The 17,251-nt window shown below is 48.3% G+C and carries 12 protein-coding genes and 2 tRNA genes; 7 read left to right on the top strand and 7 right to left on the bottom strand.

Features of this window, described 5'->3' with window-relative positions; genetic code table 11:
• Entirely contained in the window at positions 1-1,038 is a 1,038-nt protein-coding gene (gene asnA, locus BM257_RS09855; RefSeq protein WP_092071792.1) for an aspartate--ammonia ligase, read from the bottom strand.
• Between the two features lie 243 nt (positions 1,039-1,281).
• Between asnA and BM257_RS09850 the strand changes: the two genes are divergently transcribed.
• Together BM257_RS09850 and BM257_RS09845 are read left to right on the top strand one after the other, a co-directional pair.
• Positions 1,282-1,355, top strand: a tRNA-Arg gene (locus BM257_RS09850).
• A gap of 206 nt (positions 1,356-1,561) precedes the next feature.
• Entirely contained in the window at positions 1,562-2,230 is a 669-nt protein-coding gene (locus BM257_RS09845; RefSeq protein WP_177216077.1) for a phage integrase SAM-like domain-containing protein, read from the top strand.
• Positions 2,231-2,236: 6 nt separating this feature from the next.
• Here the strand turns inward: BM257_RS09845 and BM257_RS09840 are convergent, their stop codons facing one another.
• Positions 2,237-3,706 carry a Fic family protein gene (locus BM257_RS09840; protein WP_092071790.1) on the bottom strand — a complete coding sequence of 490 codons (1,470 nt, stop codon included), beginning with the start codon at positions 3,704-3,706 and terminating at the stop codon, positions 2,237-2,239.
• Positions 3,707-4,084: 378 nt separating this feature from the next.
• Here BM257_RS09840 and BM257_RS09835 point away from each other — a divergent pair.
• From BM257_RS09835 to BM257_RS09825, 3 genes are all read left to right on the top strand, one after another.
• A tRNA-Val gene (locus BM257_RS09835) sits at positions 4,085-4,159 on the top strand.
• Between the two features lie 232 nt (positions 4,160-4,391).
• Entirely contained in the window at positions 4,392-5,630 is a 1,239-nt protein-coding gene (gene pepT, locus BM257_RS09830; RefSeq protein ID WP_092071789.1) for a peptidase T, read from the top strand.
• A gap of 42 nt (positions 5,631-5,672) precedes the next feature.
• Positions 5,673-7,934 carry a cation:proton antiporter gene (locus BM257_RS09825; RefSeq protein WP_092071788.1) on the top strand — a complete coding sequence of 754 codons (2,262 nt, stop codon included), beginning with the start codon at positions 5,673-5,675 and terminating at the stop codon, positions 7,932-7,934.
• Positions 7,935-7,982: 48 nt separating this feature from the next.
• Here BM257_RS09825 and BM257_RS09820 read toward each other — a convergent pair whose 3' ends face one another.
• The 3 genes from BM257_RS09820 to BM257_RS09810 form a co-directional block, all read right to left on the bottom strand.
• On the bottom strand, positions 7,983-10,817 hold the full coding sequence (locus BM257_RS09820) for a putative LPS assembly protein LptD (RefSeq protein WP_092071787.1): 2,835 nt from the start codon (positions 10,815-10,817) through the stop codon (positions 7,983-7,985).
• 174 nt (positions 10,818-10,991) lie between these two features.
• Positions 10,992-11,486, bottom strand: a complete 495-nt coding sequence (locus tag BM257_RS09815) for an HD domain-containing protein (protein WP_092071786.1) — start codon at positions 11,484-11,486, stop codon at positions 10,992-10,994.
• Complete coding sequence (locus BM257_RS09810) at positions 11,486-13,258, bottom strand: oxaloacetate decarboxylase (protein ID WP_092071785.1); 1,773 nt, start codon at positions 13,256-13,258, stop codon at positions 11,486-11,488. The genes BM257_RS09815 and BM257_RS09810 overlap by 1 nt, the downstream gene beginning before the upstream one ends.
• Before the next feature lie 115 nt (positions 13,259-13,373).
• Between BM257_RS09810 and BM257_RS09805 the strand changes: the two genes are divergently transcribed.
• Positions 13,374-14,132 carry a lipocalin family protein gene (locus BM257_RS09805; protein WP_092071784.1) on the top strand — a complete coding sequence of 253 codons (759 nt, stop codon included), beginning with the start codon at positions 13,374-13,376 and terminating at the stop codon, positions 14,130-14,132.
• Positions 14,133-14,143: 11 nt separating this feature from the next.
• On the top strand, positions 14,144-15,799 hold the full coding sequence (locus BM257_RS09800) for a family 43 glycosylhydrolase (RefSeq protein WP_092071813.1): 1,656 nt from the start codon (positions 14,144-14,146) through the stop codon (positions 15,797-15,799).
• Positions 15,800-15,846: 47 nt separating this feature from the next.
• Here BM257_RS09800 and queF read toward each other — a convergent pair whose 3' ends face one another.
• Complete coding sequence (queF, locus tag BM257_RS09795) at positions 15,847-16,308, bottom strand: preQ(1) synthase (RefSeq protein ID WP_092071783.1); 462 nt, start codon at positions 16,306-16,308, stop codon at positions 15,847-15,849.
• Complete coding sequence (locus BM257_RS09790; protein WP_092071781.1) at positions 16,305-16,994, bottom strand: queuosine precursor transporter; 690 nt, start codon at positions 16,992-16,994, stop codon at positions 16,305-16,307. The genes queF and BM257_RS09790 overlap by 4 nt, the downstream gene beginning before the upstream one ends.
• Positions 16,995-17,251 lie beyond the last annotated feature (257 nt).

Here is a 17,251-nt window from a genome sequence, read left to right as displayed (position 1 = left end):
TTATATCAGCGTCATTCCTAGTTTCTTACATTCTGAGCGCATGTCATCAGGCCAGATAGAGGCTTGGATCTCACCGATATGTCCTTTGTGGAGCAGTACCATACAGAGACGACTCTGTCCGATACCACCACCAATACTCAATGGCAACTGGTCGTGGAGCAGTTTCTGGTGGAAATACAAGCCCTCACGATCCTCCTTACCCTCCAGTTGCAGCTGGCGGAGCAAGGACTCCTTATCCACACGGATACCCATGGAGGAGAGCTCGAAGGAACGTCCCAGAACAGGATACCAGATGAGGATATCCCCATTCAGACCTGCCAGACCATTCTCACCAATGGTCGACCAGTCGTCATAGTCGGGAGCACGACCGTCATGCTTCTCACCATTCGACAGTTTGCCACCGATACCCATGATAAACACGGCACCATATTGTTCACAGATGGCATCCTCACGCTCCTTGGGAGACTTGTCAGGATACATCCTCAACAGTTCCTCGGCATGGATGAACGTGATCTTCTCCGGCAGGAAAGGCTTGATCTGCGGATACGTCTCACATGTGAGGTACTCCGTACGACGGATAGCGGCATAGATACGCTCCACCACATTCTTCAGATAGGCTATGGTGCGCTGCTCCCTCGTGATGACAGCCTCCCAGTCCCATTGGTCGACATACAGGGAATGGAGGTTATCCAGCTCCTCGTCGGCACGAATGGCATTCATATCAGTATAGATACCATAACCCGGCTCTATCTGGTACTCTGCCAGCGAGAGACGTTTCCATTTCGCCAGGGAGTGGACGACCTCTGCTTGAGCATCCCCTAAATCCTTGATGGGGAAGGACACTGCACGCTCTACTCCGTTCAGGTCATCATTGATACCCAGTCCTTTGAGCACGAACAAGGGGGCGGTGACACGACGTAACCGCAGCTCCGTCGATATATTCTGCTGGAAAAAATCCTTAATCAGTTTAATACCCTGCTCTGTCTGTTTCATGTCGAGCAACGACTGGTAGCCGGTGGGTTTAATCAGTTGACTCATCTCGTATATTTACTATTTGACGATTTACTATTTACTTTATTCTGTTATTTTGCGACTGCAAAGGTACTACTTTTAAACTAATTTGCAAGAATAAAACCAAATTATTTTGCAAAATGACACTAATTTTTATTATTTCCTTTCATTTTGTATCACAAACGCAATACTTAAAAGATTATAAAACTCTAAGCTCTAAACTCAAAACTCTAAACTTTTTTGTAATTTTGCATGCGAAATAACAAAAAGGGTCCCGTAGCTTAGCTGAATAGAGCGTCAGATTCCGGTTCTGAAGGTCTTGGGTTTGAATCCCAACGGGATCACGAGGGATAGGCGAAGCCAATCCAGATTTGAAAAATCATTTGATTATCGAGAATCCCAGTAAATAAAGGGCTTCTCGATAATTTTCATTCAGGGGTATGGGCTTCCAACTTTTTGGTCTCAGTCCAACTTTTAGGGTGAAAAATCGGCGCAAAATCAGCGCAAAATGCCAAAATCGGCGCAAAATCGGCGCAAATTTTTAGTTAAAATGGCAACGATTACAACTGAGTACGGAAAGCTAAGTAGCAACAAGACGAGAACCGTTTATCTGAGAATCAGAAGCGGCAAGACTGAGAAGCGTATCAACACGCAAGTCAAAGTATTGGAATCCGAGATCTCGCCTCGCACCAAAAAGATTAAAGACTTTAGCAAGGCGAGGCAGATAGAGATGATGCGTCTGGATTGGGAAAACAAAATCAACCAATTAGGAATTGAAGCTTTAGGTGTCAAGGTGGATGCTCAAGACATCACTTCTGCCATCAGCAAGAAAAAAGAGGAAACAGACTTCTTTGCCTTTGCCAAGAACTGGTTGGCACACACCAGCATCAAAGGCAAGAAGAACTACAAATGTATGCTCAACACCTTTTCCTCATTTCTTGGCAAGGAGAATCTTCTCTTTTCTGACCTAACCTACACCCTACTGAAAGAGTTCGAGAATCATCTGTCAAAGAAACCCAGAGCACAATCGCTTTACTTGGGCGAACTGCGTCATCTGTTCCGTGAGGCGATGCTTGAATTCAACACAGAAGAAAAGACCATCATCAAAAGCGACCCTTTCATCCGTTACAAAGTTCCCAAGCAAGTGATGAAGAAAGGAGTCCGTGCGCTTACCTTCAACTCTATCCATGATGTCTCTTTACATTTAGTGACACCTTAAAGAAAACTAAAACCGAAGTATATACTCGTCCTCTTCCTTGAAGGCATTGCAGCGTTCCATGTAGTCGCGCATCTGCTCGAAGTTGTCTCCCCGCAGGTTAAAGCTGAATAGACGGACACGCTGGATGGCATTGATCAGTTTCTCAGGGTTGTCCTTCCTGGTTAGTTGACGCAATGCACTGAGGTAATCGGTGCGGAAAACGGTTGGAATGATGATTTTCGACTGTCCTGCAGCAGTTAACTCTGCGTTCATCATGATACGGGATACACGTCCGTTGCCGTCAGAAAACGGGTGAACCTCGCTAATCATAAAGAGCATGAAAAGAGCACGAGCAAAGGGATGGCGCAAGACACTATAAATCTCAAAACCTTTCTTGAGAGTGCCACGTACCTGTTGATAATCTACAAAATGTGTCTCGCCTGCGCGGTTGTTCTGTGTTTTGAACATGCCAGGATTAGCCTCTGGACGGGCGGACATCATAATGCGATGACGATGCTGGAGAATGTCAATCAGATGATCTGGAGAGGTGGGCGTGACAGCCATCTCCTTGCGATTAGAAACGATGTAGTATGTACCAAGCACGTCGTGGCTGTCAGCATTTCTGGCTGGCATGGGAGTACGGGTCTCGATAATCTGGCGGGCATCGTCCACCTCGAACTCTGTTCCTTCGATATAGTTGGAGAAATAACTCTCAAAGAAAGCAAAGTTATTATAGGCAGCATCCGTCTCGTTTGGCTCTGGGAAATTCTCGAACTCACGCTCGTTAAGTGCAGCCATCAGAATGCTGAAAAGCTTCAGTCGTTGACTGTCGAACGGTTCCCCCAATGCACGGGCTTCAGCAACCGAGGATGTGAGAATCTTAGAGGGCTTAGTTGAAAGGATGGCCCCGATGATGGAATCCAGTTTCTTGAACTCGTCAGGCATGTCGAGTTGTCCGGCTATCTCGCGAGCTGTGTCCCGCAACTTGTTCAATTCATCTTCACCGTTGGTCTGCAAGACTTTATCCAGTTTTTCTTCGATAACGTCCTGTGGTAGACACTTGGAAACACCATCGCGGCTATAGCCGGTCTGAAGATTTTCAAGATAAGCCCTGGCGCTGCAAGACATGTGCAGACCTCCCATGAAAGGATAATCCCCTGGTAATGCCTTATGACCTTCTAACAGGTGAACAGTAATGCCGGGCAATGAGATTTTTTTTGTATAGCCATAAGTAAGATATATGTGTCCGTCACTTGTAGGACGGCATTCGAAAGCACTACGATGACTCATGACGGCATCGGGGAACAGCTCTCCAAGGATGAAAAAGAGATTCCTGCGGATGATATTCTCCGGAGTGTCGTTGAGATTTGTAGTGTAAATCTTCGCGGCAATCTTGATAAGACGCCCTTCCTTCTTCATTTTTGAAATGAAGTTGTTGGTGGTCTTGTCAGAAGAAGCCATAACGACTTCGTGGTTCAATAGGGCATTTTTTTCCATAAATCAGTGCTTTGATGGTGCAAAGGTAGTATTTTTATCTAGAAAAGTGAAGATTTTATGGAAAATTTTCCAAATTGACAGTACAATCTTCCAAATTTGTGCTCATTCGAAGCACTCTCACTCGAAAAAGTCCATAATTATTTTGGCTTTTTGCTCACTTATTCGTACCTTTGCAACCGACAAGAGAGTATTAACAATGCCGAATCGGCGCAAAATCGGCGCAAATGCGTTTTTGAGGAATGCCGAAGATGCCCATAAACAAAGGGATACTCAAAGAAATTGAATGTCAGATTCCGGTTCTGAAGGTCTTGGGTTTGAATCCCAACGGGATCACGAAATTCAATCCCAACGGGATCACGGAAGATAAAGAAGTATTATAGGAGCATAGCTCAGTTGGTTCAGAGCGCTTCAGTCACATTGAAGAGGTCTTGGGTTCGAGTCCCAATGTTCCTACCCTCCCCTGTCCAGGGGAATCATTTTCCCAGGCATATTTCAATCGTAACAGAATTGTAACTAGGGACCTATGCCCAAAATATTGTCAGTCGTACAGGTTTCGGCTATGTGTTCGAAGAGTAAACAAGCAAATCTTTTGGGAAAACATACTACGCACTCGGAAATGCTCAAATAAATTTGGCATTTCGCACGCTTTTTTGTAATTTTGCCAGCAAATATTACAAATAACACCATGGATATTACTGAACGATTCCTAAATTACACCAAGTTTGATACACAGTCGGCTGAGGACAGCGACAGTGTACCTAGTACCAGTAAGCAACTGATTTTCGCGGAATACCTGAAGAAAGAGCTTGAGCACGAAGGCTTTGACGATGTGGAGCTCGATGAGAAAGGCTACCTCTATGCCACGTTGAAGTCTAATATCAAGGGCAAGGTGCCCACCATCGGGTTCATCTCACACTATGACACGTCACCCGACTGTAGCGGTGCCGATATCAAACCCCAGATCGTCCGTAACTATGGCGGTTCCGATATCCTGCTAGGAAGAGAGGAGAATGGAGAGGAGAGAATCATGTCGCCGAAGAAATTCCCAGAGCTGTTGCAGCATGTGGGTGAGGACTTGATCGTGACTGACGGAACCACATTGCTGGGAGCTGACGACAAGGCAGGTATTGCCGAGATCATCCAAGCGATGGTCTATCTCCAGAAGCATCAGGAGATCAAACACGGTAAGATCCGTGTCGCCTTCAACCCCGATGAGGAGATCGGTATGGGAGCCCATCATTTCAATGTGGAGAAATTCGGTTGTGAGTGGGCATATACCATGGATGGTGGAGACGTGGGAGAGTTGGAGTTTGAGAATTTCAACGCTGCCTCCGCGAAGATCACCATCAAAGGAGTCAGTGTGCATCCCGGATATGCAAAGGACAAGATGATTAATGCCAATGCCCTTGCCGCAGAGTTTGCCAAGATGCTACCTGAGGAGGAGACCCCAGAGACCACGGAGGGCTATCAGGGATTCTACCACCTGCTGAGTATCCAGTCGAATGTCGAGCAGGCGAGACTCAGTTATATCATCCGTGACCATGACAGAGACAAGTTTGAGGACCGTAAGCGTTACATCCAGTCCTGTGCGGAGAAGATGAACGAGAAATACGGTGCGGGAACCATTCTCGCCGAAGTCAAGGACCAATATTATAATATGAAAGAGAAGATCGACCCCCAGATGCATGTCATCGACCTGGTGCTGAGAGCCATGCAAGAGACCGGTGTCGCTCCAAAGGTAAAACCCATCCGCGGTGGTACTGACGGTGCCCAGCTCTCTTTCAAAGGACTCCCCTGCCCCAATATCTTCGCTGGAGGTGTCAATTTCCACGGTCCCTATGAGTTCGTGTCTATCCAGTCGATGGAGAAAGCGATGGCAGTCATCGTGAAGATCTGCGAGCTGGTTGGCAGTTATAATGCCTGATTGATAGTTGAAAATTGAAAATTGAAAGTTGAGAATTAGAAAATGGCAGAGCTCCCTGCATTGATTAATGACCTGGCACTGATCCTGGTATCAGCAGGTATCGTAACCCTTATTTTCAAGAAACTGAAACAGCCACTGGTATTAGGATATATCGTGGCAGGTTTCCTGGTCAGTCCCCACATGCCCTATACAGCCTCTGTCGCAGACCTTGAGAGCATTCATCTATGGGCAGACATTGGTGTGATGTTCCTGTTGTTCTCCTTAGGACTGGACTTCTCTTTCAAGAAGATCCTGAAGATGGGAGCCTCCCCGATCATCTCCACCACGACCATTATCTTCTTCATGTCGATAACCGGTCTGTTGGTCGGACAGCTCTTCGGGTGGAGTAAGATGGACTGTATCTTCCTCGGTGGTATGCTCGCCATGAGTTCCACGACGATTATTTATAAGGCTTTCGATGACCTAGGGCTGCGCCAGCAGCAGTTTGCCGGTCTGGTGATGAGTGTGCTCATCCTCGAGGATATCCTTGCCATTGTGATGATGGTGATGCTGAGTGCCATTGCCAGTGGCAACAATCCTAACAGTGGTGAGATGATCGGTTCTATCCTTAAGATCGGGTTCTTCCTGATCCTTTGGCTGGTAGTCGGTATCTCCGCCATTCCCCCGTTCTTACGACGGGTACGTCCCCTGATCAATGCCGAGGTACTACTTGTCGTATCCCTAGGGTTATGCTGTGCGATGGCAGTCTTCTCGACAGAGGTTGGTTTCTCTTCCGCCTTTGGTGCCTTTATCATGGGTAGTATCCTTGCCGAGACCATTGAGGCAGAGCGTATCGAGAAACTGGTAGAGCCTGTCAAGAATCTCTTCGGAGCCATCTTCTTCGTGTCAGTAGGTATGTTGGTAGACCCGGAGATCCTGATGGAGTATGCCATTCCCATCATCACCTTAGTCCTTGCCATCCTCCTTGGTCAGAGTATTTTCGGTACCCTCTCCTTCATGCTGGGCGGTGAGAGTCTGAGGTCAGCCATGCGATGCGGTTTCTCCATGGCGCAGATTGGTGAGTTCTCGTTTATCATCGCCTCGTTAGGACTGTCGTTAGGTGTTATCAGCGACTTCCTCTACCCTGTCGTTGTTGCTGTCTCTGTCATCACGACATTCCTCACCCCCTATATGATCCGTCTGGCGACTCCCGTCTATAACAGTCTGGAACGGAGACTGCCCAACCGTCTCATCCAGTTGTTGAACCACCTGTCGATGAGTCATCCCTCCACCAAGGAGCATAGCAAATGGAAGAAGCTGTTGACCCAGATGTTAGTCAACACCTTGATTTACTCTATCCTGTCGACAGCAGCTATTGCCGTGATGTTCTCCTTTGTCCTTCCTGTCGCCCGTAAGATGTTGCCAGGATGGGAGCTTCACTGGTATGCTAATGCCATCACGGGAATACTCACCATCCTCATCATAGCTCCTTTCCTCCGTGCCATGGTGATGAAGAAGAACCGCAGTGAGGAATGGAAGGCATTATGGGCAGAGAGCAACATCAACCGTATGCCATTGTTGTTCACGATCTTGGTGCGAGCCATCATTGCCGTTGGTTTCATCTTCTATATCTGTCAGTACCTCAGTCGTTTCTCCAGTGCTATCATGATCACCATCGGTGTAATTGTCGTAGCGTTGATTGTGGTGTCACGTACCATCAAGCAAAGGAGTATCCGACTGGAGCGGTTGTTTATCCTGAACCTCCGTTCCCGGGATATCGCTGCCCAGGTACATGGAACAAAACGTCCCCTTTATGAAGGTAAGTTGCTGGACCGTGATGTGCATATCGCTGTCTTTGACGTACCCATGAACACCATGTGGATGGGCAGTTCCCTCAAGCAACTGAATTTCGGAAGGAAATACGGGGTGCATATCACCAGTATCCTACGTGCCAATCACCGTCTGAACATCCCTGACGGAGACTATGTCATCTATCCCGGTGACAAGTTGGAGATCATCGGTAGTGACGACCAGTTGAACAAGTTCAAGCAGGCGGTGGAGACAGAGGTCTTCGGAGAGGATCTCCATTTGGAGGACCGTGAGATGAAACTTCACCAGATGATTATCGGCAGTGACAGTCCGTTTGTAGGGAAGACCCTTCAGGAGAGCGGTATCCGTGATATCTACAGTTGCATGGTCATCGGACTGGAAGAAGGTAAGGAGAACCTGTCGAGAGTAGCCCCGTCCCGTAAGTTCCTGGCTGGTGACATCCTATGGATTGTAGGAGAGGAGGAGGCGATACATGCCCTGCTCTCAACGGAATGATGATGGAATTACGGAATCACGGAATTACGAAATTACGAAATTACGGAATCAGTACCACTGTACCGCATTCGAATAACTGCTGCGCTTATCGTATTTCAAGGCATCGGTAAGCGTAGCGGCATTGCATCGGAACGAGAAGTTATAGCTGGTATAGGGAGCCAGTACCACAGAGCATGACATATTGAAACAGTGGAGGTCACGTGAGAGCGATGCCGTCGTCATGGAAATCTTATGGTTCTCGAAATCATAACCCGAGGAGAACGAGATATTCCACCCGTCAGAGATCCGTACGTTACCACTGAGATTCAGGTTCTGCGTGAACTTATACGGATAGCGCATCGTGTCGTAGTTAAAGCGTCCACCAGTATTCTCACGCATCGTGATACCATAGCCGATACTCAGTGACCAAGGCACGTTAAACAGCATATAGCCGTCCTCATCCGTCTCTGCCTTGCTGGACTCACTCCTGCGGGCACCATGTTTTCCTGCCTCCATCTTATCATCGACATTCGTCTCCACACCCGTATCATATTTCTCCTCGTCCCTCTTGTCCTTGTCTTTCTTCACCTTCTCACCTCTCAGCCATTTGAAGAAGTTAGCTATCTTCTTGTTATCGAGGGTGTACGACAGGTTCTGGGACATACCCTGGAAACGACCGAAACGTCCCTTGCTATACTCCGTGCGGTTACCGATATAAGGACGTCCTGTCACAGAGTCTATCTCATAGGCATAGGTAGCGAATACCGCATTCAGGTTAAGGGTGTAGCTCTTCGATAGTTTCAGGCGCAGACGTGTGGAAAGGTCACTCCACGGATGATAGTCCGTGGCGAAGTTATACGACATAGAGGCTCCTAACTCATCGATGATACTGATCTTCTTAAAACCAGTCGAGTCATCATCACTGCGAACCTTCATCTCAATGTTATTCTTGATATCCATGGAGATTCTTCCCGTCTTTCCCTTTCCCGGTACCCCATAGAGTGTCCCGGTATAGGGAGAATACTCCACCAACGACACGTTACCATCCGCATCCGTTTTCGTATAAGTGTCATAATAGCCATAACGGGAACTGCTGAAGTCCGGGGCGTAACTAAACCCGATCGTTGGTGTGAAGACATGGCGTACCGCCTGTATCTTATCACCGAAAATCTTCCTGTTAGGTATATAGAAGCCATAGAGTGTGGTAGATGCCGTCAAGGCAAGGCTCCAGTCATACACATTATAGAATCCCTGCAGGGTATCCACAACCTCCCGTTGCCTGTCCTCATCCCATGACCGTTTGTATTTCTGCGTATACATACGGTCGTTGATGGTGATGGAGGGGTTCAGGTTCAGGTAGCCGAATAACGTAAAACTACCGCTGATGGGGATAGAGTGCTTCATACCGTTACGCCAGTCTTTCGTCAGACTGGAGTGCAGGATCTTATCCTCCTTCGTATTGATGGAGTTACTCAACTGTCCCGTATAGGACATGGATATCTTCTCATACCAGCGTTCCTTGCCAGCGGCATGTCTGCGTTTAAAAGGATAGAAACGGGCAATGGAGATATTCAAGTCAGGTAATGTCATACCGATGGTAGAGTCACGCATGTTCTGGTTCAGGTTGACGGTGGAGCTCAGCGTCATACCGATACTCGAGAAACTGGTGCTCCAGCTGACAGAGCTGGTACGTGTCGACTGGGTCATCGCCTGCGGGTTATACATCGAGTTGAGGTTGTTCGGCTCATAGTTCGTCGTGGCAAAGTTAACACTCGCCGACAAGGAGGAATAGGGATTCGCCTTCGAGTCCTGACGGTGGCTCCACTGTATCTTGAAACTCGTCGACTTCACATAGTCAGGCATGTTCTTATCACCCGTCACCGAGTTCTGGTAACTGGCATAGAACGAACCACTATAGCGATAGCGTTTATGGTAGTTGGAGGCTGCGGAGAGTCCCCATGAGCCCTTCGTGTAGATCTCACCAAGCAGTTTCAGATCCCATTTGTCGCTCATCGCGAAATAGTAACCACCATCACGCAGATAGAAACCACGGGAAGTCTCATCACCATAAGTAGGCATGATGAAACCGCTGGAGTAACTCTTCGTAAAGGGGAAGAAGCCATAAGGGATGGCAAAAGGAAGGGGGACGTCAGCTACCACGAGGTAGGCAGGACCGAACACCACGTCCTTACCAGGACGTACCTTCGCTCTTGACAGGGCGATATAGAAGTCAGGATGAGGCTCATCACAGGTAGTATAACGACCATGCTGCAGGAACAACTCACCTTTCTCGTTACGCTTGGAGAGCTCAGACACCATAAAACCATCATCCTGCTGGGTATAGACATTCTGGATAAGACCCTTCTTTGTCTTGAAGTTGAATGCCATCGTATCACTCTCATAGCTGTCGCTACCCATCTTAAAGACAGGAGTACCGAACTTCGTTCCTGTTGAGTCACGGGAGCCAGTGGCATGCACCAGACTAGAGTCCAGTTGCATAAATATCTGGTCACTCTGCAGGTCCATATCCTGGTATTTCACCTGTGAGTTACCGAACAGGCGGGCAATACCTGACCCTGCCTCATAAGTCATGGAGTCATCAGCCTGATACTCCACCGGAGCATCAATACCCTTCTTACGTTCCCTGTTCAGACTGTCCGCATGCAGGGAGTCGTCAATAGCCTTATTATGCTTCCATATAGCTTTCTGCAGGGAGTCCATGCTCAGGGTGTCCTTCTCTGTTTTCTTTGCTGGGCGGTCAGCGGTCAGTGTGTCTGTCTTGAAAGAGTCCACACGGACACTATCCTCATCTCTCACTTCCTGAGGGAAGTGCAAACGAGGTAGCTCCGCCATCACAAAAGTAAGGACGAAGAGTAATACGATGATGAGCGTATTTTTTCTCACGGCTGCAAAGGTAGTGCAAACCGAGCAAAATACAAAATAAATATGAATTTATTTTTATTTTTGAGGTGCAGCCTACCCATTCCCGAACTTCGTTCGCCTACCCGTAGCCTTTCAACCGAAGGTTAAAATTACGAATAAGTGAGAAGAAAACCAAATCTTATTTGAGTTTTCTTTTTACTCAAATCGCTCTGCCCATTCAAGGAAAATCCTAACCCCTTCGGCACCGAACTTCTCTAAAGACTGGGCAGTCTCCAGGACTGTACGCACATGGTCGGGACTGGACTTGGAATAGAACTTGTCAGCATAGCAGATGATCTGTTCCTCCAATGTCTCCGGCTCATAGCCCGGTAAGCCAGTGCCCGTATGGCGCTCTGCGACCCTGGCATGACGAGGGAAGCCCTCAGCACGAAGGATCTCTCCACCGATGGGACCATGTTTGATATACGGTTCCGTACCATTACAAAAGATAGAAGGAGCATCACAACGGAAGATACCGATGTCATGGAGCATCGCCGCCTCCTCTATGAACTGGCGGTCGACAGGCAGTTCCCTGTGTTTGTCCACAATAAGCAGAGCACGGTCGGCAACCTGCCGACTGTGCTTTAACAAGAGACGACGCAGAGCGTCATCCTGCGGATAATACTTATCAAGAAGCGACTGATAGTCCATTAACTTTCTCGCTCTATCCAGGCGAGGTTATCACCTCGTCGCACCTTACTGCCGGACTTGGCACTCACCTCGACGAGTTTGCCGCCAAGGGCTGCGGGAATAGGAACGATCTCGCCCCATGGTGCCTGGATATAACAGAAGGTATCACCCTCTTTGTACTGTTGTCCGATGAATGGTTCGAGACAAGGCTCACAGGCACCCTCCCCCGAGAACTGATAATAGACCTGTCCGGCAATAGGAGCCGTGAGGGCATCAGCCTTCGCATGCTTGAAGGCAGCGAGTTCCGCAGGAGACACTTTGGCACCAATCTTGGCATCCTTCGCCTTCTGTAAGTCTGCGAGGAAGTTCTTCTTCGCCTGTCCGCTCTTGAAGTTACGATACTGCTCCGGGTGCATGGCGAGCTCAAAGAGCTCCTCGTCATCCTGTCCATACTCCCAGCCATTCTCATCCATCTCCTTACGGAAGTCGTCTAGGGCATTAGGAACAAGCGTATGCGGGTCGACATCCGTGAACTCACGATGCTGTTTCTTCGCCAGTTCCACGAGTTCCTGGTCAATGGTACCGGGAATCTTACCACTCTTACCAAGAATCATGCCCCACATGGAGTCATCCATCATCACAAAGCGGCCCTTGCCCTGTTCTATCGTCAGCAGGTTCATCAGAGCGATATTCTTCACATACTGTGAGAATGGTGTCACCAATGGGGGATAGCCCACACGAGGCCATACATACTCCACCTCCTGGAAGAGGTTCACCAGCATATCATCGGTTGTCAGTTCCGGTTCACCCTTCTTCGCACGACTCTTGTTGATGATGCTATGGATACCACCAAGGTCAGCCATCATCGATCCCATCATACCACCAGGCAGTCCACAACCTAAGAGCAGACTGGACATGTGTTTGTTGGCAGGGTTGATGAAGTAGCCGAGCCAGTCGTCAATAAACTCCTGTGTCAAGGTACGAGCCTGCATATAGGCATTCATATTGATGTCCTCCACCTCGAAGCCCTCGTTCTTCAACATCGACTGTACCGAGATGATATCAGGATGCACCTTACCCCAGCTAAGCGGTTCAATGGCGGTATCGATGATATCCGCACCATTGTTGCAGACCTCCAGGATAGAAGCCATCGACAGACCAGGTCCTGAGTGTCCGTGATACTGGATGATGATATCGGGATGCTTCGTCTTGATACTCTTCGTCAGGGCACCCAGGAGAGCTGGTTGTCCGATACCTGCCATGTCCTTCAGACAGATCTCCTCAGCACCAGCGGCTATCACCTCATCGGCAATAGCACTGTAATATTCAACGGTATGGACAGGAGAGGTGGTGATACACAGTGTTGCCTGTGGAATCATACCAGCTTCCTTCGCCCACTTAATACTGGGAATGATATTACGGGTGTCGTTCAGACCACAGAAGATACGGGGGATATCCACACCCTGTGCCTTCTTCACCTTATACATCAACTGACGGACATCGTCAGGAACGGGATACATTCGGATGGCGTTAAGGCCACGGTCGAGCATATGGGTCTGGATCCCTGCCTCGTTGAAGGGCTTACAGAATGCACGGACGGCGGGATTAGGATTCTCGCCGGCAAGCAGGTTGACCTGCTCGAAAGCACCTCCATTGGTCTCTACACGGGCGAAACACCCCATGTCAATTATCACTGGTGCGATACGCTCCAACTGGTCCTTACGAGGCTGGAACTTACCACTTGACTGCCACATGTCACGATAGACAAGACTGAATTTTATTTTCTTCTTCATAGATAGTTGGAATCTACAATGTGTTGTTAATGTTTTTGCAAAATTACGAATAAAATATCAATTATCAATTGTCAACTCTCAATTATTTTGTATCTTTGCCGAAAATTTAGTTTTTATGAAGAAAGTTTTCACCTTATTTATATTATTAGGGACGATGCTGGCGGCATGCCATCAGAAACAACCGATAAAAAGAGAGTCCACCGAGCCCATCCATACACATAAGAACCTGCCAGGAGACTCCACGCTCTACGGTCTTGCCTGCGAGGGATGTACCGATTCCATTTTGGTACTGTTGCCATTCAGCGGAGGTGACCCGGACACCTTTGATATCATCAATGCGTTCCAAAGTCGTCATATCTATGGACGTCCATGTATCGGTGACGAGTTGGGTGTCATCCTCAATCCCGAGGATAAGGCGGAGGCGCTGATGGTGGTGAACATCGAACGGCTGCGTGGGAAATGGTGTTATCAAGTGATGCCACACTTCCGTAACCTTGACCAGATGCCCGACCGTGTGCAAAAGAGGATGCTGTCACGGATTCCTGACTCTGTGAGACAGTCGCTCATGGTTCCCCGTGAGTATGGTTTCCAACTGAAACGGGGCAATATCGCCCAGAGCTTTGGCGGTATGAGACAGACGACTACTGATCATATGAGCCCGGTGGAGTATCCTGCCATCAGGAGATATAAAGAATGGCGACTGTATAACGGCAGACTGATATTGACAACCGACTCCATCCGTTTGCCCAAAGGTAAGAAGGGAGCGCCAGAGACCGATACCGCAGATATCATCCAATTACAGCGTGACACCCTCGTCCTTAAGTTCAAGGACCATGAGCAGAGCTATTACCGTAAGACAGATAATAATCAATAAACATGTCATCTATGAAACTAAAAACCATCTATCAGTCTTTCACTGTGCTCACAGCAGGACTCCTGCTGACAGCCTGTGGAAGCAGTGCCTCTACCCCAGAGAAGCAACAAGGTCTTACGACTGTCGGCAACCCCTATCTTCCCCTTTGGGAACATATTCCCGACGGAGAGCCTTACGTCTTTGAGGATCCTGACCAACCCGGGAAGCTCCGTGTGTATATCTATGGTTCTCACGACAGTCGTATCACCGACTATTGCGGACGAGAGCAGGTGGTATGGTCAGCCTCGGTAGACAGTCTGAACAACTGGCGGTACGATGGTGAGATACTCGTTGTCAACAAGAATGCGAAGGGAGACATCCTCAACGAGGACAGTCTTGCCGATGTGCTCTTCGCCCCTGACGTCACCTTAGTGACGGATAAGAACGGGAAGAAGACTTACTACCTCTACCCCAACGATCAGCATGGGGGGCGTAACGGACTGGTTGCTAAGAGCGACCGTCCTGATGGACCTTTTGAGGTATGTAACTGGAGCAAGGAGAACCCGAATGCCACGGATGGTGTTCTACAGTTTGACCCAGGAGTTTTCGTTGACGATGACGGGAAAGTCTATGGCTATTGGGGCTTCGGACACTCGATGGCGGCAGAACTTGACCCTGCCACCATGGCTACTGTCATGCCTGGCACCAAGGTGGTGGATGGTATGATATCCGGTTACAAGGAACCAGGTAAGTTCCGTTTCTTCGAAGCCTCCTCCATCCGTAAAGTCAAAGACAAGTATGTGTTTATCTATAGCCGTTTCACGGAGGAAGGTGAGTTCGGACTGCCCACCACCAACTATACCCTTGCCTATGCCTATAGCGACAAGCCGTTGGGTCCTTGGACCTATGGCGGAACGATTATCGACGGTCGTGCCCGTGAGAAAGATGAGCAAGGCAACGTGATCGCCTCTGCCAATGTCTCTGGCAACACCCATGGAAGTATCTGTGAGATCAACGGACAGTGGTATGTGTTCTATCACAGACAATCAGGACTCAATGAGTTTGCCCGTCAGGCTATGGTGGCACCTATCACCGTGAAAGTGGAGGAAGGACCTGGTGGCAAGGTGGAGATCAGTGAGGGTGAATACACCTCCGAGGGCTTTGCCCTGAACGGTCTTGACCCCTTTGAGCGTCACTCTGCTGGTATCTGTTGCTGGTACACTGGTCCGAAGGTTGCCATCCACGAGTGGCCCAACAACACGTTCTACGGCTCTTATGTGGCTGCCAGCTATGGTACCGACGATAAGTTTGAGAAGCCCTACGACCTCCGTAACAACACCAATTTCGTGGTCAACAATACCGATGGCTCTATCGTGGGGTATAAGTATTTCAACTTCGATGCTGTCAACGGCAGGAAGGATGTGAGCCTGTTGTTGAACCTGATTCCGGAGGGGATAGACGGGAAGATCACCATCATGGCAGACCGTCCATGGGTTTCACAAGGTGGAAAAGAACTCGGTACTATCGAGCTGAAAGCGGATATGCCGAAAAATCCTACAGAACTGAAAACAAACCTGCCAGCCCTTGCTGAGCTGACAGGTAAGCATGCTGTTTTCTTTATCTTCTCATCGGACACGAAGGAGAAATCCCTCTGTACCCTTCAAGACTTCGTCTTTTCGGTTGATTAATAATTCCGGATTTTCGGAATTCCGGGATTTCGGGATTCCGAAAAGAATTAGATTACCTGATGGCTGAGCATCCGTTGTTCAGCCATCTTTTCGTATTTCGTCCCTGGCTGTCCGTAATTGGCATAGGGATAGATGGAGATACCGCCACGCGGAGTAAACAAGCCGATGACCTCTATATACTTAGGCTCCATCAGTTTCACCAGGTCTTTCATGATGGTATTCACGCAGTCCTCATGGAAATCCCCATGGTTACGGAAGGAGAAGAGGTAAAGTTTCAGGCTCTTCGACTCCACCATGCGCCTCGCAGGGATATACAGAATCTTGATCTCCGCAAAATCAGGCTGTCCGGTAATAGGACAGAGTGACGTGAACTCCGGACAGTTGAACTGTACCCAGTAGTCGTTATCAGGATGTCTATTCTCAAAAGTCTCCAGCACCTCCGGGGCATAGTCCATCCGATACTCGGTCTTTTTGCCCAATTGCTGCAAATGGTCCTGTTCTCTGTTCATAGTTTCAAGATATTAAAGATATTGTAATTGATATCACGGTCATAGACATCCTCGTGGTCATGACGCTTAGTAAACTCCACCACACGGATGGTGACAGGCAGTACCAAAATCTCATAGAGCGTCTTTAAGGTCACCTGCGAGATCATCAACGAAGGCATCTCCTCCCAGGGGATAACGCCACCCAGTGCCAAAGGGAAAAAGATGATAGAGTCAACACCCTCACCAAACACGGTACTCAAGACGGCACGAGCCGAGAAGTTCTTTCCATTTGATGTCAGTTTCATGCGTGACATCACATAGGCATTGGTGAATGAGCCCAGGATAAAAGCGATGAAGGAGGCAAGGGCGATACGTGGTGCCAGACCGAAGATGACATGGAAGCCCTCATCACCATCCCAGTAGTCTGCACCAGGGATCCAGTCAGCGATGGCTCCCATCAGCACAAAGAAGAAGTTCATCGCGAAACCCATCCAGATGAGCATACGGGTACGCTGGTAGCCCCATACCTCACACACCACATCATTAATAATGTAGCTCACCGGGAATACGATGACACCCGCTGTCAGATTGACTGGTCCGAACGATAACTGTTTTGTTTCCAACACGTTTGCCGTAATCAGGCAAACGCAGAACAGTGTACCAAAAAACATAAAAAGTACACTGACTTTCCTTTTGTCTTGTTCCATAAATTCTCTTGTTTTGTTAAAGGGGGTCCGCCTGACTATCAGGTTTCGCAAGTACCCCTACTCTCTTAAGCGGGTGCAAAATTACGAATAAGTGAGCAGAAAACCAAATTTTATTTGAGTTTTCTCGAACGTGAGTAATTTCGAGGTGAAGTCTCAAAGATAGTGCAAATCGAACGAAAATGCAAATTTATTTGCAATTTTCTCGAAAATGCATGTATGAGCGGAGGTCCCACAGCTAAAAATACGATGAAATATTT

This window comes from Prevotella sp. tf2-5, assembly GCF_900115435.1.
Lineage (GTDB): Bacteria > Bacteroidota > Bacteroidia > Bacteroidales > Bacteroidaceae > Prevotella.
This window is presented reverse-complemented; position numbering and strand designations above follow the sequence as displayed.